This window comes from Gottfriedia luciferensis, assembly GCF_001712755.1.
Classification (GTDB): domain Bacteria; phylum Bacillota; class Bacilli; order Bacillales; family Bacillaceae_G; genus Gottfriedia; species Gottfriedia luciferensis_B.
Genome location: NZ_MDKC01000037.1, coordinates 95,055 through 118,563, shown reverse-complemented (window position 1 = coordinate 118,563; position 23,509 = coordinate 95,055). Strand labels below are relative to the sequence as shown.

Annotated in this window: 24 protein-coding genes; 6 read left to right on the top strand and 18 right to left on the bottom strand. The window is 31.6% G+C overall.

Features of this window, described 5'->3' with window-relative positions; all coding sequences use genetic code 11:
- Positions 1-160 precede the first annotated feature (160 nt).
- Complete coding sequence (corA, locus tag BED47_RS22320) at positions 161-1,105, bottom strand: magnesium/cobalt transporter CorA (RefSeq protein ID WP_069035526.1); 945 nt, start codon at positions 1,103-1,105, stop codon at positions 161-163.
- Positions 1,106-1,247: 142 nt separating this feature from the next.
- Between corA and BED47_RS22315 the strand changes: the two genes are divergently transcribed.
- On the top strand, positions 1,248-2,408 hold the full coding sequence (locus tag BED47_RS22315) for an aminotransferase A (protein WP_069035525.1): 1,161 nt from the start codon (positions 1,248-1,250) through the stop codon (positions 2,406-2,408).
- 43 nt (positions 2,409-2,451) lie between these two features.
- Here BED47_RS22315 and BED47_RS22310 read toward each other — a convergent pair whose 3' ends face one another.
- Both BED47_RS22310 and BED47_RS22305 read right to left on the bottom strand, forming a co-directional pair.
- A complete protein-coding gene (locus tag BED47_RS22310; protein WP_069035524.1) occupies positions 2,452-2,901 on the bottom strand; it encodes an RDD family protein in 450 nt (149 codons plus the stop codon).
- A gap of 22 nt (positions 2,902-2,923) precedes the next feature.
- Complete coding sequence (locus BED47_RS22305; protein WP_091022292.1) at positions 2,924-3,814, bottom strand: NAD(P)-dependent oxidoreductase; 891 nt, start codon at positions 3,812-3,814, stop codon at positions 2,924-2,926.
- A 231-nt stretch (positions 3,815-4,045) separates the two neighbouring features.
- Here BED47_RS22305 and BED47_RS22300 point away from each other — a divergent pair, with 231 nt between their 5' ends.
- A complete protein-coding gene (locus tag BED47_RS22300; protein WP_025568638.1) occupies positions 4,046-4,660 on the top strand; it encodes a nitroreductase family protein in 615 nt (204 codons plus the stop codon).
- 65 nt (positions 4,661-4,725) lie between these two features.
- On the opposite strand, the gene BED47_RS22295 is transcribed toward BED47_RS22300, so the two are convergent.
- The 5 genes from BED47_RS22295 to glcT all read right to left on the bottom strand — a co-directional run bounded on the left by BED47_RS22295 (position 4,726) and on the right by glcT (position 10,503).
- Positions 4,726-5,025 (bottom strand): ArsR/SmtB family transcription factor, encoded by a 300-nt coding sequence (locus BED47_RS22295; RefSeq protein ID WP_069035522.1) that lies wholly within the window; start codon positions 5,023-5,025, stop codon positions 4,726-4,728.
- Positions 5,026-5,195: 170 nt separating this feature from the next.
- Positions 5,196-6,905 carry a phosphoenolpyruvate--protein phosphotransferase gene (gene ptsP / locus BED47_RS22290; RefSeq protein WP_069035521.1) on the bottom strand — a complete coding sequence of 570 codons (1,710 nt, stop codon included), beginning with the start codon at positions 6,903-6,905 and terminating at the stop codon, positions 5,196-5,198.
- Positions 6,905-7,168, bottom strand: a complete 264-nt coding sequence (locus tag BED47_RS22285; protein ID WP_025568635.1) for a phosphocarrier protein HPr — start codon at positions 7,166-7,168, stop codon at positions 6,905-6,907. The genes ptsP and BED47_RS22285 overlap by 1 nt, the downstream gene beginning before the upstream one ends.
- 142 nt (positions 7,169-7,310) lie before the next feature.
- Entirely contained in the window at positions 7,311-9,362 is a 2,052-nt protein-coding gene (gene ptsG / locus BED47_RS22280) for a glucose-specific PTS transporter subunit IIBC (protein ID WP_069035520.1), read from the bottom strand.
- A gap of 289 nt (positions 9,363-9,651) precedes the next feature.
- Positions 9,652-10,503: a glucose PTS transporter transcription antiterminator GlcT gene (glcT, locus tag BED47_RS22275; RefSeq protein WP_069035638.1), complete on the bottom strand. Its 852-nt coding sequence runs from the start codon at positions 10,501-10,503 to the stop codon at positions 9,652-9,654.
- Positions 10,504-10,683: 180 nt separating this feature from the next.
- Here glcT and BED47_RS22270 point away from each other — a divergent pair, with 180 nt between their 5' ends.
- The gene (locus BED47_RS22270; protein ID WP_069035519.1) at positions 10,684-11,466 is read left to right on the top strand and encodes a Cof-type HAD-IIB family hydrolase; all 783 of its coding nucleotides are present in this window, start codon (positions 10,684-10,686) and stop codon (positions 11,464-11,466) included.
- Positions 11,467-11,537: 71 nt separating this feature from the next.
- Here BED47_RS22270 and BED47_RS23850 read toward each other — a convergent pair whose 3' ends face one another.
- The 7 genes from BED47_RS23850 to BED47_RS22240 all read right to left on the bottom strand — a co-directional run bounded on the left by BED47_RS23850 (position 11,538) and on the right by BED47_RS22240 (position 17,174).
- Positions 11,538-11,693: a hypothetical protein gene (locus BED47_RS23850; protein ID WP_175403538.1), complete on the bottom strand. Its 156-nt coding sequence runs from the start codon at positions 11,691-11,693 to the stop codon at positions 11,538-11,540.
- 66 nt (positions 11,694-11,759) lie between these two features.
- Entirely contained in the window at positions 11,760-12,497 is a 738-nt protein-coding gene (locus BED47_RS22265; RefSeq protein ID WP_069035518.1) for a GntR family transcriptional regulator, read from the bottom strand.
- Positions 12,497-13,207 carry a glucosamine-6-phosphate deaminase gene (gene nagB, locus BED47_RS22260; RefSeq protein ID WP_069035517.1) on the bottom strand — a complete coding sequence of 237 codons (711 nt, stop codon included), beginning with the start codon at positions 13,205-13,207 and terminating at the stop codon, positions 12,497-12,499. Before nagB ends, BED47_RS22265 begins: the two co-directional genes overlap by 1 nt.
- Positions 13,204-14,340 carry an N-acetylglucosamine-6-phosphate deacetylase gene (gene nagA, locus BED47_RS22255; protein ID WP_069035516.1) on the bottom strand — a complete coding sequence of 379 codons (1,137 nt, stop codon included), beginning with the start codon at positions 14,338-14,340 and terminating at the stop codon, positions 13,204-13,206. The genes nagB and nagA overlap by 4 nt, the downstream gene beginning before the upstream one ends.
- Before the next feature lie 206 nt (positions 14,341-14,546).
- A complete protein-coding gene (locus BED47_RS22250) occupies positions 14,547-15,434 on the bottom strand; it encodes a ComEC/Rec2 family competence protein (protein ID WP_084007040.1) in 888 nt (295 codons plus the stop codon).
- 179 nt (positions 15,435-15,613) lie between these two features.
- A complete protein-coding gene (locus tag BED47_RS22245; protein WP_069035515.1) occupies positions 15,614-16,435 on the bottom strand; it encodes an HAD family hydrolase in 822 nt (273 codons plus the stop codon).
- A gap of 10 nt (positions 16,436-16,445) precedes the next feature.
- Positions 16,446-17,174: a hypothetical protein gene (locus BED47_RS22240; RefSeq protein ID WP_069035514.1), complete on the bottom strand. Its 729-nt coding sequence runs from the start codon at positions 17,172-17,174 to the stop codon at positions 16,446-16,448.
- A 296-nt stretch (positions 17,175-17,470) separates the two neighbouring features.
- Here BED47_RS22240 and deoD point away from each other — a divergent pair, with 296 nt between their 5' ends.
- Together deoD and BED47_RS22230 are read left to right on the top strand one after the other, a co-directional pair.
- Positions 17,471-18,178 (top strand): purine-nucleoside phosphorylase, encoded by a 708-nt coding sequence (gene deoD, locus BED47_RS22235; protein WP_069035513.1) that lies wholly within the window; start codon positions 17,471-17,473, stop codon positions 18,176-18,178.
- Positions 18,179-18,396: 218 nt separating this feature from the next.
- On the top strand, positions 18,397-18,810 hold the full coding sequence (locus BED47_RS22230) for a disulfide oxidoreductase (protein ID WP_069035512.1): 414 nt from the start codon (positions 18,397-18,399) through the stop codon (positions 18,808-18,810).
- On the opposite strand, the gene BED47_RS22225 is transcribed toward BED47_RS22230, so the two are convergent.
- On the bottom strand, positions 18,807-19,655 hold the full coding sequence (locus tag BED47_RS22225) for a DUF72 domain-containing protein (RefSeq protein ID WP_069035511.1): 849 nt from the start codon (positions 19,653-19,655) through the stop codon (positions 18,807-18,809). The genes BED47_RS22230 and BED47_RS22225 overlap by 4 nt on opposite strands.
- 126 nt (positions 19,656-19,781) lie before the next feature.
- Between BED47_RS22225 and BED47_RS22220 the strand changes: the two genes are divergently transcribed.
- Entirely contained in the window at positions 19,782-21,005 is a 1,224-nt protein-coding gene (locus tag BED47_RS22220; RefSeq protein WP_069035510.1) for a two-component system sensor histidine kinase NtrB, read from the top strand.
- Positions 21,006-21,550: 545 nt separating this feature from the next.
- Here BED47_RS22220 and BED47_RS22215 read toward each other — a convergent pair.
- A complete protein-coding gene (locus tag BED47_RS22215; RefSeq protein WP_069035509.1) occupies positions 21,551-22,519 on the bottom strand; it encodes a quinone oxidoreductase family protein in 969 nt (322 codons plus the stop codon).
- An 18-nt stretch (positions 22,520-22,537) separates the two neighbouring features.
- Positions 22,538-23,506, bottom strand: a complete 969-nt coding sequence (gene nrdF / locus BED47_RS22210; RefSeq protein WP_069035508.1) for a class 1b ribonucleoside-diphosphate reductase subunit beta — start codon at positions 23,504-23,506, stop codon at positions 22,538-22,540.
- Positions 23,507-23,509: the final 3 nt, after the last annotated feature.

The window sequence follows — 23,509 nt, the reverse complement described above, 5'->3', positions numbered from 1 at the left end:
GTGTCCCCCACCCCTTCTTTCAACAAATTATAACATAGTTATTTAAACTTCTAATTATTAATACAAAAAATTCAAAAAAAACATTTCTACATAGAACGTCACATTATTACAAAGTATTCTAAAATATAAGAAAAGTCGTCAAGCTTAAGTACTTAACGACTTAAAACCAACCTTTTCTTTTAAAAAATATGTACATTAGGATCGTAACAAATCCCATTAAAATTAAGATAAATAAGTATCCATATTTCCATGTTAATTCCGGCATATAGTGGAAATTCATTCCATATAAACCTACGATAAACGTTAGTGGTAAAAAGAAAGATGATATTATTGTTAGTGTTTTCATAATATTATTCATTTTTTCTGAGCTTAATGAAAAATAGCTTTCTCGAATATCGGAAGCTAAATCTCGATTCGTCTCAATCATATCCGAAAGCTTCATTAAATGATCGTGTATATCTTCAAAATAAATTCGATGTTCAGATATATCTTTAAATCGATTTGAATTAAGAATTCGATATAATAAATCACGAGTTGGTAAAATCGTCCTTCTTAATTTCGATAAATCAGATTTAATATCATATAATCTTTCTACAGCATTATTTACTTGTTTCTTTAATGGATCAATTTCTAAGTCTGATAGTTCATCCTCTAAACGATAAATTAGTGGAAAATAACTATCAACAAGCTCATCAATAATTCGATGCGTTAAATGAAGTGGACTCTTCGAAGCTCGACGGTCTGACATTATATTCTCTAAAACTTGTTGTACGGTCGGACTTTTATGGATATGAAATGTGACAACATAATGATCACTTACAAAAATATCTAGTTCCGTCTCCTCTAAGTCTTTTTTATTTAATTCGTGCAAAATTAAAAAATGATATCCTTCATAGTAGTCAAGTTTAGGTCGTTGTACATATTCCAAACAATCTTCAATCGCTAAAGGATGAAAATTAAATTCGGTTGATAAAAGTTGAATCTCATCTTCAGTCGGTTCATCAATGTCTACCCAATACCATAAGTAATTATTTGATTTTGCATCTGCTATTGTAATATTACGATCGATTACTTTATTTTTTGTTATTCCTATTACTTGTAACAAGTTACTCACCTTCTTTAGGCAATCAAATTATTTCACTACTAAATACTTTTTTTATTATATGGTAAAATGAAGAAAATTTCATTGAATAGTTCGATTAAAAAGTTTAATTTTAATATAAAAATAATAAGTAGAGGGATTTAAAATGAACAAATATATAAACGAAAGTGTAAAAGAAATTCAAATCTCCGGTATTAGAAAATTTGCCCAAAAAATTGAAAAATATGACAATGTCATTGCATTAACATTGGGTCAACCTGATTTTCCAACTCCAGCACCTATTAAAGAAGCTGCTATTCATGCAATTAATCAAAATCAAACAGTCTATACACCTAATGCAGGACTGCCTGCACTTAGAAATGCTGCTTCTAATTTTTTAAAGAAAAAATATTCTTTATCATATGATCCATCGAATGAAATAATCGTTACAGTAGGAGCTAGTCAAGCACTCGATGTTACATTCAGGACGATCCTTAATGATGACTGTGAGGTTATTCTTCCTGCACCAATCTATCCTGGCTATGCACCAATTATTCAAACATGTGGTGCAAAACCAGTTTTTGTCGATACATCTAATAGTGGTTTTAAAATTACACCTGAATTATTGGAAGAACAGATCACTGAAAAAACACGTTGTATTGTTTTACCTTATCCAAATAACCCAACAGGCGTCACATTAACGAAAGAGGAACTTGAGAATTTAGCTAACTACTTATCTCAGAAAGACGTATTCATTTTATCAGATGAAATATATAGTGAGCTGACATATGATACGGCTCATACTTCAATTGCTAGTTACCCTGGTATGAGAGAAAAGACAATTGTCATAAACGGTCTTAGCAAATCACATTCGATGACTGGTTGGAGAATTGGTTTTATCTATGCGCCTGCTTATTTAGCTCAGGAAATCTTAAAAGTGCATCAGTATAACGTATCATGCGCTACATCAATATCTCAATATGCAGCAATTACAGCATTAACTGATTGCATTGATTCTCCAATTGAAATGGCAAAGGAATATAAAATAAGACGTAATTATATGATTGATCGATTAGAAAAGATGGGCCTACCTTGTATTAAGCCAGAAGGTGCATTTTATTTATTCCCATCAATTAAAGAATTCAATATGCCTTCCATGGAGTTCGCACTAAATCTAGTAGAAAAACATAATCTAGCGGTTATTCCAGGAGAAGCTTTTTCTGAATATGGAGATTCATTTATTCGATTATCATATGCTTATTCAATGAAAGAACTAGAAATTGCATGTGACCGATTAGAAGAGTTTGTAACTAGTCTTAGAAATTAATATAAAAAAGCAGGGGTGGATTATTTGATCCTCCCCTGCTTTTTTATCTAGCTTGTATTACTTTTGTTTTAAATAACAAGTCCTGAATTGTTTTATGGTCTTTTCTAAATAACATTAAATAGACATTAACTATTAATGGTACACCTAAAAATAGAACTGATATTCCTGCTATAAAGATAAAACGTATGAAAAATAGTATCATTGTCGTTTCTTCATAGTTATCTTTTATCATTTTAATAGCTAAAAATCTTTGACCAAATGTCATCCCTTTATTAAATTGTGGAACAACTACAAATAATATGATCATAATAATTGAAATAACGATTAAATCGACCGTCGAATTTCCTGATGTAGAATTAAAACGACTTAATATCTTCTCAGGATTCATCGTAATAATAGCAATAATGATCCCATAAACTACTGAAACGATAAACGTATCGAATAAAAACGCACTTAATCGTTGATAAAACTTTGCAAGTTGAAAATTTTGCACTTGTTAACCTCTATTCATTAAATTATTGAATGTGGTGAGACGGATCGTATAAAGTATAAAGTGCTTGCGTTCCTTTTTCATCTAAACCATTTTTAGACAGTTCATCGTAGCATTTTTTTGCAAGGAAAAGTCCTGGTAGATTTAATTCCATTTTTTCAGCTTCTTCAATTGCGATTCCCATATCTTTTATAAAATGTTTAATATAGAATCCCGGCTCGAAATCGCCTCTTAAAACACGAGGTGCTAAATTAGATAATGACCAACTACCCGCTGCACCCGTAGAAATACTTCCTAATACTTTTTCACCGTCTAATCCTGCTGCTTTCGCATATGCAAGCGCCTCACAAACTCCTAACATACCTGAAGCTATTGCAATCTGATTACACATTTTTACATGTTGTCCACTACCAGCATTTCCATGATATGCAATATTTTTTCCTAAAACATCAAATAATGCGGACATTTTATGAAAAGTTTCTTCTTCTCCACCAACCATAATGGCTAATCTAGCTTCTCTTGCTCCTAAATCTCCACCTGACACAGGTGCATCTAATGAAGACATACCTACTGATTTTGTTAGCTCATTAATTTTTTTAGCTAAAGTTGGTGTCGAAGTTGTAAAATCGATAAATGTTGTCCCTTTTGCAGCTGATTGGATGATCCCATAATCGCCAAAATATACTTCCTCTAAGTCACTTGGATAGCCGACCATCGTACAAATAACCTGACAATTTGGTGCTAATTCTTTAGGTGTATCATACCAAGTTGCACCTAAATCAATTAATTCATTTGCTTTTTCTTTTGTACGGTTATAAATATGTAATTTTGCACCTGCATTGATTAAATGCTTTGCCATACTTTTTCCCATAACGCCAATTCCGATAAATCCAACTTGTAAATCTTTTAAATTAATTGCTTCCATATTACACACTCCTCTTTTAATATCCATAAATAAACTAACATAAAAAATATTAATAAAAAAGCCTGAGCTATTCTTATAAAAAAATAAGCAAACTAAAACTTATTTCAAATTAAATTTAGGTTATTTCAACACTAATTTGTTGACTCTAATAATGGAACTATCTATATTTAAAAAGTACATAAAAATGTATCTAATGCACCTAATTTTTGGAGGTATTTTCATATGAAAAATGAACAATTTTTTGAAATGATTAAAGAACGAAACTCTACTCGAGTATTCGATTCTTCTACTGAAATCAGTAGCAGCGAAATTACTGAACTTCTTGATGCTGCAATGACTGCACCATCTGCTTGGAATTTACAACATTGGAAATTCGTTGTATTCCATGGTGAAAACGCGCAAGGTAAATTATTACCTGTTGCATATAACCAAGGTCAAGTTAAAGATGCTTCATGTGTAATTGCTGTATTAGCCGATACACAATCAGCAAAAAATGTTGACTTAGTTTTCGGACCTGCAGTAGAAGCTGGTTTTATGACTCAAGAAGCAAAAGACAAATTAAAAGCAAACGTTGAAAATGCTTATGCAACAGAACAACGTAATCGTGAACAAGGGATCTTGAACTCTTCTCTTGCTGGTATGCAATTAATAATGGCTGCTTCTGCAAAAGGTTGGAACACTTGTGCAATCGGTGGATTTAACGAACAAGCGTTTAAAGAAACTTTCTTAACTGATGATCGCTATATTCCAACAATGTTGATTGCCATTGGTAAAGAAAAAGTACCTGGACATCATACTACGCGTTTTTCTGCAAAAGAAATGTCTATTTGGATTTAATCATAAATGAAAAGTAAAAGGGATTCTGACAAAAGTCGGAGTCCCTTTTATGTCATTACGATTCATTAACAATGGTGCTCAACAGTAATGATTAATTTCTTAAGTAATTCTAGAGAAGAATCAATTGCTAATGAATAATATCTATGTGTGCCTTTTTGCTCAATTTGTACTAATTGATTATCACGTAATATTTTTAAATGATGTGATATAGCCGGTCTAGATAATGAAGTTTTTTCCGTAATTTCATTAACAGTTAGCGCTTCACCTTCTGATAACATTAAAATGATATCCTGTCTATAAGGATCGCTTAACGCTTGGAACAAGGGAATACATTCTCTAAATACTTCAATTGCTTCTTTACTCAAATCTCCACCTACTTTTATTATGCAAAAATAATCTTATTCGTTTAATAATTTAAACATACACTAAATTAAAGAAGCGAATTTGTCAACAGTAGGAATTTTTCAATCCGGTTGGTCATTATCCTGACTTGATATATTAAAAATAAAACAACAGGTTTCCCTGTTGTTTTATTTTAGATGCTATTTACTAAGTTAACAACTTCTTCAGCAGTAGACATAGATAAAGCTTTTTCAGCTAATATCTCCATTTCAGCTTTAGAAAGTTTAGCCATTTGACTACGAGCAGGTAGGATTGAAGTAGCACTCATAGAGAATTCATGTAAGCCTAATCCAACAAGTAAAGGAATAGCTAATGCATCTCCAGCCATCTCTCCACACATTCCAGCCCATTTGCCTTCTTTGTTTGCAGCATCGATTACCATTTTAACTAATCTTAAAATAGATGGGTTATATGGTTGATATAAATATGAAACCTGTTCATTCATTCGATCCGCAGCCATTGTATATTGGATTAAATCGTTTGTCCCGATACTAAAGAAATCAACTTCCTTAGCGAATACATCTGCTAGAACAGCAGAAGCAGGGATTTCTACCATCATACCAATTTCGATATTGTCTGAGACTTGAACATTTTCTTTTACTAACTGTTCTTTTTCTTCTAATAAAACAGCCTTTGCTGCTCTGAACTCATCTAATGTTGCAATCATCGGGAACATAATTTTTAAATTGCCATACACACTAGCACGAAGTAATGCACGTAATTGTGTACGGAATATATCCTTCTGATCTAAACATAAACGAATCGCTCTGTAGCCTAAGAATGGGTTCATTTCTTTTGGTAAGTGTAAATAAGATAATTCTTTATCTCCACCGATATCTAGTGTTCTTACTACTACCGGTTTATCACCCATACTTTCAAGAACTGATTTGTATGATTCAAACTGCTCTTCTTCTGATGGGAAGTTATCACGTCCCATATATAGGAACTCAGTACGGTAAAGACCAACACCTTCACCACCATTATTGATAACGCCCTCTACATCATTCGGTGTACCAATGTTAGCTACTAACTCAACATGATGTCCATCTTTCGTTACAGTTGGCTCATTTTTCAGTTTAGCCCATTCAACTTTTTGTAGCTCGAATTTTTCTTTTTTAGCTTTATACTCTTCTAATTCTTCGTTTGAAGGATCTACTATTACATGACCATCTAATCCATCAACAATGACCATTACGCCATTTTCGATTTTACTTGTTACTTCTTTTGTCCCTACAACAGCAGGAATTTCAAGAGAACGAGCCATAATAGCTGAGTGAGATGTACGACCACCAATATCAGTTGTAAAACCTAAAGCATATTTACGGTTTAATTGAGCTGTATCAGATGGTGTTAAATCTTCTGCAATAATAATTACTTCTTCAGTAATATTTGCAGGGTTAGAAATCGTTACGCCTAAAAGATGCGCCATTACACGTTTCGTAACATCGCGGATATCTGCAGCACGTTCCTTCATATATTCATTATCCATGCTTTCAAACATTTGAACGAACATTGAAGCAACTTCATTCATAGCAAAATCAGCATTGATACTTTCAGACTTAATTTTATCTTTAACTGGGTTAACTAGCTCTGGATCATTTAAAACTAAGATGTGTGCAGAAAAGATTGCAGCTTTATCTTCACCAAGTTCAGCATTCGCGTGATCACGAATTTTTTCTAATTCAGTGTTAGAAACTTGAATTGCATTGTCAAGTTTAGCAATTTCAGCATCAATATCTGAAATTTGTTTTTTAACAATGTTTAATTCAGGATTTTCTAAGCGAAATGCTTTTGCAATTGCAATTCCACTAGAAGCGGCAATACCTTTAATATGTAAAGACATTATTCGCCTAAACCTTCTTTTTTCATTGTATCATCGATTGCAGCAATCGCTTGTTCTGCATCTTCACCATTAGCGCTAATTTTGATCTCAGTTCCTTGTTGAATTCCTAAAGACATTACACCCATGATTGATTTTAAGTTAACTGTTTTACCATTATACTCAAGATTGATATCAGAATTAAATTTACCTGCTACATTTACTAATAATGTTGCTGGACGAGCGTGGATTCCAGAATCAGCTGTTACTTTAAAAGTTTTTTCCATAATAATATATCTCCTTTGTGATTAAATCTACATTTTTGGTATAGACGTTTGGCCTACTATAAATATTCTATTAAAAGGGGTGCATAGTGTCAACTATACTACCCCTTTTAAAATCAAACATTTTTCGTCTATTTAATTAGATTTATTTAATCTTAATGATGCCTACTTCACCTTTTGATTGCTTACCTGGTTTTTCAATAACAACTTGTTGTCCTTCAGCTAAGTTTGTAAATACAACAGGTGTAATTGTAGAAGGTGCATTTTCACGAATAAAGTGTAAATCAATTTTAACTAATTGTTGACCTTTTGTTACTTTCTCACCTTGTGATACCAGTACTTCAAAGCCTTCACCATTTAGTTTTACAGTATCAATACCTATATGGATTAAAATTTCTTTTCCACCATTTGATAAAATACCAATCGCATGTTTTGTTGGGAATACATTTACGATTTCGCCATCTACTGGAGATACAACTGTACCTTCTGAAGGAATAATCGCAAATCCATCGCCCATCATTTTTCCAGAAAATACCTGATCTGGTACTTCTGTAATTGGGATTATTTCCCCTTCAATTGGATTAATAATCGATTCTTCAATAGTAGTATCTACCGCTGAAGCTGTTTCTTTATGTGCTTCTTGACTAACAACTGGAGTTTTTCCAGTCATAATGTCTTTAATTTGTGATTTTAATGTATCTGATTTAGGTCCAAAAATTGCTTGAATATTATTTCCAACTTCAAGAACTCCAGCGGCACCTAGTGCTTTTAAACGATCTTTATTTACTTCATCTTTTGCATTTACTTGTACTCGTAAACGTGTGATACATGCATCTAATGAAGAAATATTACTTTTCCCACCTAATGCTTGTAAAATTTCATAAGGTAATTCATTAGCTGGAGTATTACTTGTAGTATCTTCAGCGATTGCATCCTCACGACCTGGCGTTTTTAAATCCCATTTTCTAATTGCAAATCGGAAACCGAAGTAGTAAATAACTGCTAATACTAAACCGACGATGATTACCCACCACCAGCCAGTTCTATTCGGTAGAACACCGAATAATAAGTAGTCAATTAGACCACCTGAGAAAGTCATACCAATTTTAACATTTAATAATTGCATTACCATAAATGATAAACCAGCAAAGATTGCATGAATTCCGAATAATACTGGTGCAACAAATAAGAATGAGAACTCAATTGGTTCTGTAATACCTGTTAAGAAAGAAGTTAATGCAGCTGATGCTAGAATACCACCAGCGATTTTTTTGTTTTCTGGTTTCGCTTCGTGATACATAGCCAAAGCTGCAGCCGGTAAACCAAACATCATGAATGGGAATTTACCTACCATGAATGTACCAGCTGTTAATTTTACTCCGTCTTTTAATTGTGCGAAGAAGATTTTTTGATCTCCGTGAACAACCATACCTGTTTTATCAGTATATGAACCAAACTCAAACCAGAATGGTGCATAGAAAATATGATGTAAACCAAATGGTATTAAAGAACGTTCAATAACACCAAAAACGAATGCCGATAACGTTAAATTCGCATCGATCATATTATGCGAGAATGCGTTTAAGCCATGTTGAATTGGTGGCCAAATGAAACACATTAAAATTCCAAGTACTACTGAGAATGCTGCTGTAGCAATTGGAACAAATCGTTTACCTGCGAAGAAACCTAAGTAAGAAGGTAAATCAATTTCAAAGTATTTGTTATAAGCCCAAGCAGCTACTAAACCAACGATAATCCCACCAAATACACCTGTTTGAAGTGTAGGAATACCTAATACAAACGCATAGGATGGATCATCAAATTTGGCAATATTTAAAGCTTTATCTAAAACGACAAAATGTCCAATATCCCTGAACACACTCATTGTTTTATTCATAATCAGGAATCCAACGATTGCTGCTAAACCTGCAACACCTTCTCCTCCTGCTAAACCAACGGCAACACCTACTGCAAATAATAATGACAGATTACCAAAAATGATGTCACCTGATTGTTCCATAACTTTTGCTACTAGTTGGAACCAGTGCGCGTCAAGAAATGGTAAGTACTTTAATGTTTGTGGATTTTGAAATGCATTACCGAATGCAAGTAACAATCCAGCAGCTGGTAAAATTGCAACTGGAAGCATAAGCGCTTTACCAACTTTTTGTAAAACTCCAAAGATTTTCTTAAACATTGTCTTCCTCCTTTTATCCAAACAAAAAAGGCATGAGCAGAAAAAATGAGATTATTGAATCCTGGATATAGTTTCCCCTACCCAAGTATAATAATTCACATTTTTTCAACTCATGCCTGATCGAATCAGTAACACGTTTAATGTGTACAATATTCAATTATGTTTTTTTTTATGATTTCGCTTTCATTATATCTATAGATTTTAAAAATTTCAAGCCAAATTACCTATTTTTTTTAATCTTTATTAACTATTTTATAAAAGCGCTAAATTGCTCTTTAGGCTTATTGTATTATTTATTAATTTTACTCTGAACAAGTCGTTCTAAGTGTAATGTTAAGTATATTACTTCGGCTTCACTTGCTTGTTTATTTAATGAAGCTTGGATTGACTTTAAAATTTTCCATGCTAAATCATAGCATACTGGGTATTCTTTTTTTAATATTATACCCAAAGCTGGTGACTCTTCAGATGAATTACCATGAAATATACGGTCAATTAAAAATCGCAAATGACGAACTAACCTTGAATAATGAATACTTTCTTTATCAATTTCAATTTTTAAATATTCTTCTATATAGATTACTAAATCTTTAATAATCTGAGAGAACTTATTTACATCCGATACTACTTCCATCGATAAATTACTAACGATATGAAGCGTTACAAACCCTACTTCTTCGATCGGTAAATTTATATCTATTTCTTTATTTATCAAATCAATCACTTCTTGTGCAATTTTAAAATACTCTGGATACATTGCTTTCGTTTCTTGTAAGAAAGGATTATCAACATTATAGCCTTCTCTAATACGTTTGATCGCAAATATTAAGTGGTCTGTTAACCCAATATGAATTTGCTCATTTAAAGTACATCCTGTTCTTTCAGAAATTAAATAAATCGCCTGCTGCAGTGTACCCATTAATTTTTCATCCATAAAGTTGATTAATGATTTATATTGTTTTTGTTTTTGTTCATCTTTTAAGATAAACATTTTTTCTACTACACCTTCGGAAATTAAATCTCCTCTAGTTTTATTAAAACCGATTCCTTTACCTAGCAAAACTACTTCGGTATGATCGGGATTTTTCGCTATTAAAACATTATTATTAAGAACCTTTTTGATTGTATAACATACTGACATCTCTGACATTTTTTTTATCACCCCCAAGTTTAAAAAATCGCTTTTATATCATAACATAATTTTTCTGAAAAAGTTAAAACGCAGTTTAAGTTTCATAAAATAATCATATTTTTTTGATAATCTATTATAGTAGGATAGAATATAAAAGTATAAATATAAATTGAGTAGGTGTTAAGAAAAATGATTAAGTTATTTGTTAGTGACCTGGATGGGACGATGTTTCACCAAGGTCAACTATTCGAACATGATGTAGAAGCATTAAAAACCCTTTTAGATCGTGGTGTTTTATTATGTTTTGCTTCAGGACGTTTAGATTATGAAATCGTAAAAATTATGGAAAGCTTGGAAGGTAATTTTCACCGTATTAGTATGAATGGAACTTATATTTATTCAAATGATGGCGAAGCATTGTTAGATGCAACATTCCATCCAAGTATAATCGATAAAGTTTACGAAATGATTTCACACGATAAATTTTTAATCTATGTAGCTGATAATTCAACATACTATATCGAAGAGAAAACGGATTTAGTTAGAGAAATTGAAAAGAACTCTAGCATGAATGCAGTTGAATTAAAAACACTAAAAAACGATTTAGGTAAATCGATTACTCCAAAAAAATATGTAGTGTTAGGTGAAGATGAAGACTTACTTGAGCTACAAAAAGAATTACAAAAAGAACTGCCTGAATTTGTCACTTCTTTTATTTCTGCTAAAAATTGTTTAGATATCGTTCCAGTAAACGTAAGTAAAGGTTCAGCAATTCAAATACTAATCGAAAAATTAGGAATTAAACCTGATGAAATTGCTTGTATAGGTGATGCATACAATGATATCTCAATGTTTGAACTAACTCCTAATAGCTTTGCGATGGAAAATGCTGACGATGAAGTTAAGAAATATGCTTCGTATATCGTTCCTTCAGTAGCCGAAGCAGTTAAAATTGTTTTACAAATTAAGTAAAAGGAAAGGGTGCTACTAGGAGCACCCTTTTTCTTATTGAAATATAATTTATGGTAGTTTTTTTGATTTCTTCATACTATCTCTTCTTGAATGGTACCCTTTATTTGCAGTTTCCCTGAATTTAATTGCAGATTTGACATTTTTATTTGCAGATTTACATATTTTAATTGCAGTTTCGGCTTTTTTATTTGCACTTCCACACATTTAATTGCAGTTTCAGCAGCCATTTTATTTGCACACCCGCTGACTTGGCATCTAACAATTAAAAAAGAGTGCTTAAAAAAGCACTCTTTTTAACGGTCTATATCAATAGTAAAACGATAGCGATCAGCTCGGTAAATACAGCTTACATATTCAAGTGGGATACCCTCATTAATAAACGTTACTTGGTGTAATTCTAATGCAGGAGAATCCTCCGCTACCTCAAGAATTAATGAATCTTTTTCTGTCATTAAAGATGCTTTAATCCATTTTGTGGCTTTTTTAATTGAATAACCTAATGTAACTTCAAAATATTCATATAAGGAATGATTCAATACTTTTTCATCAATTCGATTTACTAATTTTTTTGGCAGGTATGTTGTTTCGATTGCAATTGGATGATCATTTGCTAAACGACATCTCTCAATTTTAAAAATTTCAGAACCACTTTCAATTGATAACACTTCGGACAAATATTCATCAGCTTCAATCGTAGAAAAGCCAAGTAGTTTATTTGTAGGGGTCAATCCTATGGATGTTATATCCTCAGAAAAACTCCTTAATGATTTTAGTGATTCCTCAACTTCAATCCCATCTTTTACCGATACAAACGTCCCAATTCCACGTTTCCGACTTATTAATGATTCCTTTACAAGATTATTTAATGCTTGTCTTATTGTCATCCTGCTTACATTTAACATCTCACTCAATGTTTGCTCAGAGGGAATTCGCTCACCAGGCTTCCATTCTCCTGAGTTAATTTTAAGCTTTAAAATCTCTTGTATTTGAAAATAAATCGGTAACGGTGAATTTTTATCTAGTTTTAACATTATTTATTACAAAGTGAGTATGCTTCTTCATCAACAACAATCGTAACATTGTTGTGGTTTTGGAGTGCAGTAGCAGGACAGTTAATATCTAATTTTCCATTTAACATTTCCTTAACTGCTTCAGCCTTTTTGATGCCTGAAGCTACTAAAATAATTTCTTTCGCTCTCATAATAGAACCAATTCCCATCGTTACTGCATGTGTTGGGACATCTTCTTCGTTCTCAAAATAAATTTTATTTGCGTTACGAGTTGATTCAGTAAGCTCTACAATATGAGTAGGTGTATCGAATGGTGTACCAGGCTCATTAAATGCAATATGACCATTCTCACCAATTCCTAAAAGTTGTAAATCTACAGGATGCTTTTGTAGTAATTCCTCATAATTTTTACAAGCTTCTTCTAAATTTTTTGTATTTCCATTTGGTAAATGGTTTTCTTTAAAATTTAAATGGTTAAAAAGTTGTTCTGCCATGTAAGTGTGGTAGCTTGTTTGATCATCTTCAGCAAGTCCAACATATTCGTCCAGATTTACAGTAATGACGTTTGACACTTCTGGTTTATGAATACGGAAAAGTTCATAAATACCTAGTGGAGATCCACCTGTAGCTAATCCTAATGTGAATTCCGCTTTTCCTTCAAATGCCTTTACCATTTTTTCATATGCTACTTTTGAAATTTCTTCTGCATTTTTTACTACGATTACGTTCATAAAGTCACCTCATTCATATTTTTACCTTGTCTAGTTGTATCAATAACGAAGAAATCCGGAGTCATTTGCACAAAATCAGCGTCTTTACCTGGTTCTAATACACCCTTATGCTTAAGACCAAACTCTTCAGCTTGGTTTATTGATGTCATTTGTACTGCTTCTTCAGGACTACAGCCAGTAAATGCCATAATATTTCTGAATGCATCATCCATTTTCAAAATACTACCCGCTAGCGTTCCGTCTTCTAATCTTGCACTTTTATTTTTCACAAAAACAGGTTGTCCACCTAATTCATATTTGCCGTCTTCTAACCCTTTTGCTCTCATCGCATCAGTAATTACACTTATTTTTTTAGCACCTTTTAGGCGATAAGCAAGTTTTACCATATCAGGATGAATATGAATTCCATCAGGTATCATTTCTACCATTACTCGGTCATCAAGTAATACATGTCCAACTGTTCCTGCTTCACGATGATGCATTGGCCTCATTTGGTTGTATAAATGTGTCGCGTGGAATATATTTCTACCTTCAAAATCTGAACGGATTGCATCAGAGTGACCTACTGTGCCAACTACGTTTGTGCGTTCTAGCTCTTTTTCTAACTCTTTTGCACCTTCAACCTCAGGTGCATAAGTAACTAATTTGATTAATCCACCAGAAGCTTCTTGCCATTCTTTGAATAGTTCAACGTCGGGATTAATAATGTATTCTAAAGGCTGTGCTCCAGCTTTATTTTTATTAACAAACGGTCCTTCTAAATGAATATATTCAAAGTGAGCACCAAGTTTTTTAGCCTCGTTTAAAGACTTTAAAGCATTTTTAATATTTTCTTTAGATTGTGTCATTGTAGTCGGGAAGAATGTTGTTACCCCTTCCTTCATCATTTCTTTACTCATCGTTACCATTGAGTTTGGATCAGCATCCATTGCATCGACATCATATGCTCCATGAATATGGACATCAATCATTCCAGGAATAATAACTGTTCCTTTTCCATCAATTATTTCTTCACTTGCATTTTCATAACCATTCATATGACCAACAGAAGAAATTTTTTCATCGTATCGAATATAACCATCTTCAATTACTTCTGTACCTGTATAAATTTTTACATTAATAATTGATTTCATTTACTCTCCTCTTTCCTTTGCTTAAGAAGTCTTCGCCAATACCCCTAATATAGAAAGTAGTGTTTACTTAATCATCTTTCACATTCATTTATATAAGTACCTTGATTTCTTCATAACTATTTTATGATATATACTCCTAGTTGTCTATACTACTTATGAACAATTAACAAAAACGTCACAAATAAAGAAGTATTGGTTCCTGTCCTTCAAGGATCTACCAATACTTCTTCTTTTTCTATATATAAACTATGACCATTTGTTGATAATTCGATATCTCCGTATTGGTCCGTTGTATATTGTTTAATTCCTAGATGATTTAACCTCTTCATTACTGACCGATGTGGATGACCAAATAAGTTAAATTTATCATATGAAAGGATTGCGACTGTAGGATTTACAGCAAATAAAAACGCTTCTGAAGTTGATGTTGATGATCCATGATGCGGAATTTTTAGTACTTGAGCATTGATATTCTCATTTTTAATTAATCTTTTTTCAGTTTGTCTTTCAATATCACCAGTTAATAAAATTGAAATGTCATTATATTTAACCTTCAATACAATTGAACTGTTATTATTTGTATACGTTTTTTTCCCGCTATTTAAAACCGTAATATCTACATTAGGGTCAAGCATTACTTTTTCATTTAACCTTGCGATACTAATTGGAATATTCTTCTGGTACGCTTCTTTCTTATATAAATAATAAGAATGTGAATTATATTTTTTTCCACTATCCAATATTTTTGTTATCTTAACTTTATTCATTACTTTTAATAACCCACCAATATGATCGATATCTGGATGCGTACTGACTAATAGATCTATCACATTTATATGTAGTCGTCTCAGTTTTTTTATAACGACTCCTCCATGTTCAACATCTCCTCCATCGATCAGTACAGTCTTACCATTGGGTAAAATCATAACCATGCTATCTCCTTGACCTACATCAAAAAAATAAATTAATAACGGGTGAGTAATATAGCCGTAATTTGTTGTTCTTGCTTCACTATTTAAGTTATTACTAAAAAAAGCAGTAAAAAAAATAAAGATAGAAAATATGAGAGAGTATCGTTTTCGATTTTTGTTCATTCACACTTCCTCCTAACAATATTTTCTCATAGCCATTTCAAAAGTATGTATGATGCACATAAAAATAAGTTGGATATTGAGTATACTTCAAATTGAAATTGTGATTCAAATCAGTGTTAAAATTCAGTCCAATGCAAACAAAAAACTGTAAGCAATTTTTCGCTTACAGTTTTTTTTAGTTACTCAAATACTTCCTCTAGCTTTTTTACTACTAATAAGGAGTCACTAACTTGTATAGTCGTTTGATTTGTAATATAAACTCCGTGCATACCTAATTTTAAAGCAGGTGAAATTTCATTAATGAAATTATCACCGATTGATACAATTTCATGTGGCATAACATTGAACTTATTCATGATATTTTTAAAATGGTTTTCTGTTTCTAATGGCTTCTTACCATCCGTAATTTCTAGATGAAATAAATCATTTAAATTAAGTAACTTCAATAATCTAGTTACATCTTCTCGATCAGAGTTCGTTAACAATACTAATTTTTTTGAATCCTTAACTTTTTCTAAAGCCTCTTTTAATCCTCTTATATATGGAATATTAAACTCTTTTGTTGCCATATATTCTTTTGTTCTATCATAACAGTGATATACGTCTCTTGCACCGTAGTGATAACTTGCTACTAAAGGAATCCACCAACCATCACCTACTGGGATATATGGTAATTCATAATTAATCTTTTCAAGATAATTCTCTGGAAGTTCGTCTTTAGAAAGTAGCTGCCCTTCCCATGTAAATACTTGTATTGGCTTTAATGTAATTGGATCTAACGATATGATTAAATCATTTTCTGAGTCATAAATTTTTCCAATTGTTAATGCATGGTCATAATCTTTTATTTTTTTATAATCCTTTAAAAAAGAATCACGCTTTTCTAAACTTATTTCATTAGTTAATAATTTCGCATAGTAATCGTAGTGCTCAGTACCATCATACAAAGTACCATCTAAATCAAAAACTAATACTTTTGAATTCATTAATAAATTATGCATTTCCTACTCCTTAGCTGTCTTTGTCTTTTACGTCTAAAATAAAATCAAATGATTTTTGCTCGTCATTTAATTTAAATTCATAAAATATTTTATACATACCTGCTTCAGGTAAATCAAGTTCATAGTTTACTTTTGAATGATTATTAGAATTACGAATTAACTTAAAATATGTTCCTTCTTCATTCATAATATAAAATTGCTGATCTGTAAATTTAGAACGTTTATTAAATTGATCAAAATCAAAGGTAATTTTACTCTTAGTTTTTGGAAGAATTGAAGTATATAGTAGGGATACTCTATAATCATCAGTCTTTTTCGTTAAAATAGCTGTCGGAAAAACTTCTTCTTTTCTGTCCTTTTGTTTTTGGAATATTTTTGTATCAAGCGTTTGGTTATTTAAAAATATACTAACATAATATGGAGTGTCTTTCTTAAAGGAATATTTAAATGTAAATTGATTACTTCCATTATATACTGGTTCAATGACTTTATAAGATTTTAATTGATCTGTCGTAATAAATATTCTGATTTTTTCACGTTGTAACACATTTAAAGTTCTAGAGGTTACGGTTACTTCCTGTGATTTTTTTTTAGTCGTAAGATTCCATTTTACCTTTTGAACTTTTAGTTGGCTAACCTGGCTACCACTTGATAATATACTATGATTAACTAGGCGATTGCTAATTAATAGAATAATTAATATAGCTATACATAGAGCTGCTATAAAACGAGATTTCATAGATCATTCTCCCTTAACTAGATATAATTAATTATTTTTAGTTATTTTAAGAAAGCTGGAATTTAATTGTAAACTCTTTCATTATTTTATCACCTGTGCAATAATTAAAATTCGCCATGAATTATCTGTATTGGTTAATTTTGTCTATGAATATTTCTATATTTAATATGTACTACGTCCATCTTACTTTTTCCTTTAAGTAGCATACAAATAAGAATGTTTTTTATTTAAATGTAGAAACTAACATACTGATAATGGATGGGCTATTTACACATAGTTTTAAGGAGGAACATTAAATGAGTATACATATTGGTGCCGAACAAGGTGCAATTGCTGATAAAATTCTATTACCTGGGGACCCATTAAGAGCAAAATATATCGCGGAAACATTTTTAGAGGATGTTGTTTGTTATAATGATGTACGTGGAATGCTTGGATTTACTGGTACATATAAAGGCCAAAAAATTTCCGTTCAAGGTACTGGAATGGGAGTACCTTCAATCGGTATTTATGTAAATGAACTGATTAATAGTTATGGTGTAAAAACTTTGATACGCGTTGGTACATGTGGTGGACTTCAAAAAGATGTAAAAATTCGTGATGTCATTATTGCGATGACGACTTGTACAGATTCAAATATGAATCGTCAAACATTCCCTGGTTTCGATTATTCTCCATGTGCTAGCTTTGATTTATTAAAGAAAGCGTATGATGGTGCAGTGAATAAAGGGTTAAATGTTAAAGTAGGAAATATTTTAACTTCAGATCTTTTCTATCGAGATAATATGGACATGTATGAAAAATTAGCTAATTATGGAGTTCTTGCTGTAGAAATGGAAACTACTGCATTATACACAATCGCAGCAAAACATAATGTAGATGCACTTACTGTTTTAACTGTAAGTGATCATATCTTCACTGGTGAAGAAACATCTGCACAGGAAAGACAAACTACTTTTAATGACATGATTGTCATCGCATTAGATGCAGCAATCGCTCAATAGATTTAAAAAAACCTGGGATTATGATCTCAGGTTTTTTAGCTTTTAAAATATACTTTTTATCAAAATAAAAAAAGCCCAGAATATTCTCTTTCCGGGCTCTTTAATACCTAAAATTTAAATTTCTAAAAAATTAGTGACCAAACGACGTTTTAATACCACTTTTCCTCCATTCAAAGGTACAATAGCTATATCGAAAATCAAATTAAGGATGGTAAGGAATGAAGAAACAGCAATCAATTTTATTTTTCACCTGGATTGTAAGTATTATTGCAACACTAGGTAGTTTATCATTTTCAGTAATTAATCATTGGACACCTTGTTCATTATGCTGGTATCAGCGAATTTTTATGTACCCAATCGTTTTTATATTAGGAATCGCTTTTTATAAAAATAAAATAAAAGATGTTATTTATGTTTTACCTTTATCATTAATAGGTATGTGTATTTCAATCTATCATATTTTAATTCAAAAAGTTCCTGCACTGAAGGAAACAGCAACCCAGTGTGGTCCGGTCCCTTGTACTGGCGATTATTTAAATTGGTTTGGATTCATTACAATTCCAATGTTGGCATTTGTTGCATTCCTACTTATTAATGTTTGCTGCATAACTCTTTTACGAAAATCTAATTAAAATAATTCAAGCTGCTCGGTTGAGGATGGTCCAAATTCAATACCTAGCAGCTTCATTAATTGTTTAGCATTATCCGCTGCATCTCCACCAGAGTTATTATTAAACAGTATACAAATTTCTTTTGTGTTTTTTGATAACTGTTCAATTCGTTCTACCCATTCGTATAATTCTTCTTCATTATATCGATATAAATAACGTACTTCACGCCAATTATCTTGTCCATTATGATTCCATCCGTATTCATTTCGACCATGGAAACGGATTAAAGTTAAATTTGGATTCGTAGGATGTAATACGATAGGTATACTTCCATTACCCGCTTGTGGCTCATCACAAATTGAATGAATCCATCCTTCATCCTCCATAAACTTCAACGTTTGCTCATAAAACGTAGGATAGAACCATGTCTGATTACGAAATTCTAAAATTGCAGGAAGACCTTTTAGTTTACTTTTCAAAGTTCTTAATAATTCAACATTTTCTTTTTTACAATTAAACCATGGTGGAAACTGAAATAATATACCTTTTAATTTATTCGCTTCAATTAAAGGCTGGATTGATTCCAAAAATGGCGTCAACAGTAAAATTTGTTCCTCTTTAGAATAGTTTTGCCTTGAATGGCCTGTGATTCCACCATACGCTTTAACGATAAATGAAAAGTCAGCTGTTGTTTGATTTACCCATTTTTGATAGTTTGATTGTGGCATAATACTATAATAGGAAGAATCAATTTCAACAATTGGAAAATGCATACAATATTGTCTCAATTTTTTTGAAGAGTGAATCCGATCTGGGTATAAACTATCATGATCGCCCCACCCAGTAACTCCAATTTTTATTTCCATACTTCTCTCCCACTAGTTCTTTCATTACTAATTAATTATTTCTAATTTTCATTAAAATAAACGAATTAGTTTGATATAATGACTACAGTATAATCTTATTTTAGTAGAAATTGGAGTATAGTGTAAATGATTAACGAGACAGTACAAGAATTAAAGAATAAAATAACCGAGCTTGAAGAAAAAGTAAAATCGTATGAAACAATTTTAAATTCAATAACTTCCGGATCTATATTTTCAAATGAAACTCGTGAATTATCCAATTCAAATCATTTAACTAGAAATACAAGTTTATGTAATACAAATAATGAAACAATTCCATTACATACTAAATTCTCTAACTTTTTATCTAATAGTCGAAGAACTTTGCAATCCATCTACGATGCTTTACCGCATCACATAGTATTTATCGATAAAGATGGGATCATCACGCTATATAACCAACAAGTTGCAATTGATTTTAAAATTACTAAATACGAATTAATCGGACGGCATATTAGAAATTTATTAAAAATAGACGATAAAGACATTTGTTTACTACAAACACTTTATTCAGGTGAAGAATTTTATAATAAGGAAATTTTAAATATTAACTATGGCATTATCAATACCCGCATCATTCGTGATATCAATGGAGAAATTTCAAGAGTAATTGGTGTATTTCATAATTTAAACGAGGCAAGGGATTCTGAAAAGCTAGCAATGTCAGGTAGAATTGCTGCAGGTATAGCCCATGAAGTCCGCAATCCACTTACAACTGTTAGAGGTTATTTACAATTCTTGCAAGAAGAAGCTCCACCTCAATATAAACAATTGTTTAATGATTTATTGATTCCAGAATTAGATAGAGCAAATGGAATCATTACTGACTTTTTATCGATTACAAAGAATGCCAACTATAAACCAGAGCCTATTAATATCAATGATTTTTTATCGAATCACATAAAACAACTATTATTTAGCGAGACTGTTTTAAATAATGTTAATATTGAATACTACCTATCTGAGGAATTAATAGGAGCACATATTTTCTTTGATAAAAACCAACTTGTACAAGTTATTTTAAATTTATTTCATAATGCATTAGATGCAAAAAAAGATGGTCTGCTTACAATTATCATTTCAACTTATATTGATAAGGATTTTATTTATATCGCATTAAAAGATGATGGATCAGGAATTCCACCTTCCGATTTACCATATATATTTGATCCGTTCTTCTCAACTAAAGATGAAGGTACTGGACTAGGTTTACCTTTAACTAAAAAACTAATCCAAAATCATAACGGTACTATATGCGTAAAGAGCGATAATAATGGAACTACTTTTACAATTATATTACCAATTAAATAATTTTTTTCAGAGTGTTGAAATATAAAATGATTAATTGGTAAAACGGATGGTAAATCAAAATTTATTTAACGAGAAATGCTCTATTAATGGTTTTTAATGCTAATATGTTTAAGCAGTTTTATAATATCAACCAATAATTGTAATTGTTCATTCTTGAGAAGGAAAGATATTTAAGGCTAATTGTTAGAAAAACCAGGTTCAAATAAGTTATGTTCGATAGTAATTGACCTACTAACTGTTTAATAAAACAACTGGTAGTTTACTCTAAGTAAAGGCTATTTGATTAGAATTTATATTAGACTTTTTTTTGATGAATAAGTTGATTGGAACTAAAGGGGTGCTCGACTCCTATGGGATTAGCGGGAAGGCTAAAGACCCCGCAGGCTTGCCGAGGAGGCTAAAGAATCTCGCCCCATGGAAGCGAGTATCCTGTAGTGGAAATCAACATCACTTTACTCCTTTTACGAAAATTTGGTAATTTAATTGACAAAGTTGTTTTTCAACAGCGTGAAAAAGACCAAAACATCAAAGTTTTGGTCTTTTTATTAAACAGATAATATGATTTTCCCAGTTGATTTTCTACTTTCTAATAGATCATGAGCAAGCTTACCATCTTTTAAAGGAAACACAGTAGGTTGTTGTACGATTAATTGTTTAGTTGCGATCCAATTAAATAGCTCATTACTTCTACGTAGTCTCTCTTCTTTTGAAATTAGAACATTCCACAAGTCTCCACCAGTTAGTGTTTTTGAAGTATCCATTAGCATTCTAGGATCAATATGAACTGGATCCCCTCCAGCCATTCCATAAAATACAACTGTACCGTGAACTTTTGTTGCTTCAAAGCTATCCATTATTGTCGATCCTACTGATTCATATACAACATCTACACCATTTTTTTCTTTTGTAAACTCTTTTATTTGTGAAACCCAATTATCAGTATATAAAAATACTTCTTTCGCACCGATTGATAAAGCTTTTTCCCTTTTTTCTTGTGATGAAGTTAATCCGATTACCTCTCCACCTTTTAAAAGAATCATTTGAGTCAATAATTGACCAACACCACCTGCGACTGCATGAACAAGTGCAACATCACCTGATTTTATTTTATAACTATCATTAATTAAATAATGTGCAGTTAACCCTTGTAGCATAATTGACGCCGCAATTTCAAAATTAATTTCATCTGGAATTGGAACAATATGAGATTCCTTTGCAGCTACATATTCTGCATTTGAAAAAGGAACATCTGCAAACGCTACGCGATCTCCTACTTTATAGTCCGTTACATCCGAACCGACTTCGGTAATAATTCCAGAGCCTTCATACCCTAAAATATATGGAGGATCGCCTGCTAAATGATAATTTCCTTTACGACGATAGATATCTGCGAAATTAACACCTACAGCCTTCATTTCAACTAATACTTCATCTTTTGAAATTTTAGGTGTTGCTATTTCTTCGTATTTTAATACGTCTGATTGACCAAATTCTCTAAAAACAAGTGCTTTCATTTACATACTTCCTTACATTTAAAATTCAAAGACAAAATCCTCATCTGTTAATTTTTCCACTGTAACTGCTTTTACATACCCATTACCTTTAACAGAAAAGAAATCATGATTTTTAGTATCCGTTTTTAAACCATTTAAAACAATTGGATTGATATCTTCTTCATCAAAATAATAATCAAAACCTAAGTTCATTAACGCTTTGTTTGCATTATATCGAATAAACTTATTAACTTCATCTACTAAACCTATTGGAGAATAAATTTCTTCTGTATATTGTAACTCAATTTCATATAATTGAACTAATAATGACATTGTTTCATTGTAAAGTCGAGTTTTTTGTTCATCAGTAAATTGGTCATATATTTGTTGTGCTAATAGTCCTACAAATACACCGTGAATACTTTCATCTCGTAAAATTAGATTAATAATCTCACCACTAGCAGTCATTTTCCCTTGACCGGCTAAGTATAATGGGAAGAAAAACCCACTATAAAATAAGTAACTTTCTAAAAATACACTTGCAACCATTGCCATGTATAACTCTTCATCCGAAACATCACGCTTTAATAAATTTAAATAATATGAAGAAATTAATTCCGATTTTTTAGTTAAAATTGGATGCTTGTCCACCCATTTAAATAAATCTTCAATTTCATCTTCTGTAGCAAGAGTTGTAAAAATATGCGAATAGCTTTTCGCATGTACTTCTTCCATCGCACCCATGAAAGCTAGTACACTTTTTGCTTGTAAATTTTTAAGATGAACTAAGATTAAAGGCATACCTTCCCCGCCTTGCTTTGTATCTAATAATGTTAGACCACCTAAAACCTTTTTAAATGCTGATTGTTCCTCTTTTGATAATGTATTCCAAGTATTTTTATCAGATGAAACGACAATTTCTTCTTCAGTCCAAAACTGCGATAGATTTTGCTTCCAAAACACTAAACTAAAATCATCTTCTTTTTTATTCCAGTTAACAGCTTTCATTCA

Excerpts from the sequence above, each read along its gene's own strand:
- BED47_RS22300 (WP_025568638.1), top strand. The coding sequence starts at position 4,046 with ATGAAAAATGAACAATTTTTTGAAATGATTAAAGAACGAAACTCTACT.
- glcT (WP_069035638.1), bottom strand. The coding sequence starts at position 10,503 with ATGTCAGTATGTTATACAATCAAAAAGGTTCTTAATAATAATGTTTTA.
- BED47_RS22230 (WP_069035512.1), top strand. The coding sequence starts at position 18,397 with ATGAAGAAACAGCAATCAATTTTATTTTTCACCTGGATTGTAAGTATT.
- BED47_RS22245 (WP_069035515.1), bottom strand. The coding sequence starts at position 16,435 with ATGCATAATTTATTAATGAATTCAAAAGTATTAGTTTTTGATTTAGAT.
- BED47_RS22315 (WP_069035525.1), top strand. The coding sequence starts at position 1,248 with ATGAACAAATATATAAACGAAAGTGTAAAAGAAATTCAAATCTCCGGT.
- BED47_RS23850 (WP_175403538.1), bottom strand. The coding sequence starts at position 11,693 with ATGGCTGCTGAAACTGCAATTAAATGTGTGGAAGTGCAAATAAAAAAG.
- BED47_RS22225 (WP_069035511.1), bottom strand. The coding sequence starts at position 19,655 with ATGGAAATAAAAATTGGAGTTACTGGGTGGGGCGATCATGATAGTTTA.
- nagB (WP_069035517.1), bottom strand. The coding sequence starts at position 13,207 with ATGAACGTAATCGTAGTAAAAAATGCAGAAGAAATTTCAAAAGTAGCA.
- ptsP (WP_069035521.1), bottom strand. The coding sequence starts at position 6,905 with ATGTCTTTACATATTAAAGGTATTGCCGCTTCTAGTGGAATTGCAATT.
- BED47_RS22285 (WP_025568635.1), bottom strand. The coding sequence starts at position 7,168 with ATGGAAAAAACTTTTAAAGTAACAGCTGATTCTGGAATCCACGCTCGT.
- BED47_RS22270 (WP_069035519.1), top strand. The coding sequence starts at position 10,684 with ATGATTAAGTTATTTGTTAGTGACCTGGATGGGACGATGTTTCACCAA.
- ptsG (WP_069035520.1), bottom strand. The coding sequence starts at position 9,362 with ATGTTTAAGAAAATCTTTGGAGTTTTACAAAAAGTTGGTAAAGCGCTT.
- deoD (WP_069035513.1), top strand. The coding sequence starts at position 17,471 with ATGAGTATACATATTGGTGCCGAACAAGGTGCAATTGCTGATAAAATT.
- BED47_RS22265 (WP_069035518.1), bottom strand. The coding sequence starts at position 12,497 with ATGTTAAAACTAGATAAAAATTCACCGTTACCGATTTATTTTCAAATA.
- BED47_RS22240 (WP_069035514.1), bottom strand. The coding sequence starts at position 17,174 with ATGAAATCTCGTTTTATAGCAGCTCTATGTATAGCTATATTAATTATT.
- nrdF (WP_069035508.1), bottom strand. The coding sequence starts at position 23,506 with ATGAAAGCTGTTAACTGGAATAAAAAAGAAGATGATTTTAGTTTAGTG.
- BED47_RS22250 (WP_084007040.1), bottom strand. The coding sequence starts at position 15,434 with ATGAACAAAAATCGAAAACGATACTCTCTCATATTTTCTATCTTTATT.
- BED47_RS22220 (WP_069035510.1), top strand. The coding sequence starts at position 19,782 with ATGATTAACGAGACAGTACAAGAATTAAAGAATAAAATAACCGAGCTT.
- nagA (WP_069035516.1), bottom strand. The coding sequence starts at position 14,340 with ATGAAATCAATTATTAATGTAAAAATTTATACAGGTACAGAAGTAATT.
- BED47_RS22215 (WP_069035509.1), bottom strand. The coding sequence starts at position 22,519 with ATGAAAGCACTTGTTTTTAGAGAATTTGGTCAATCAGACGTATTAAAA.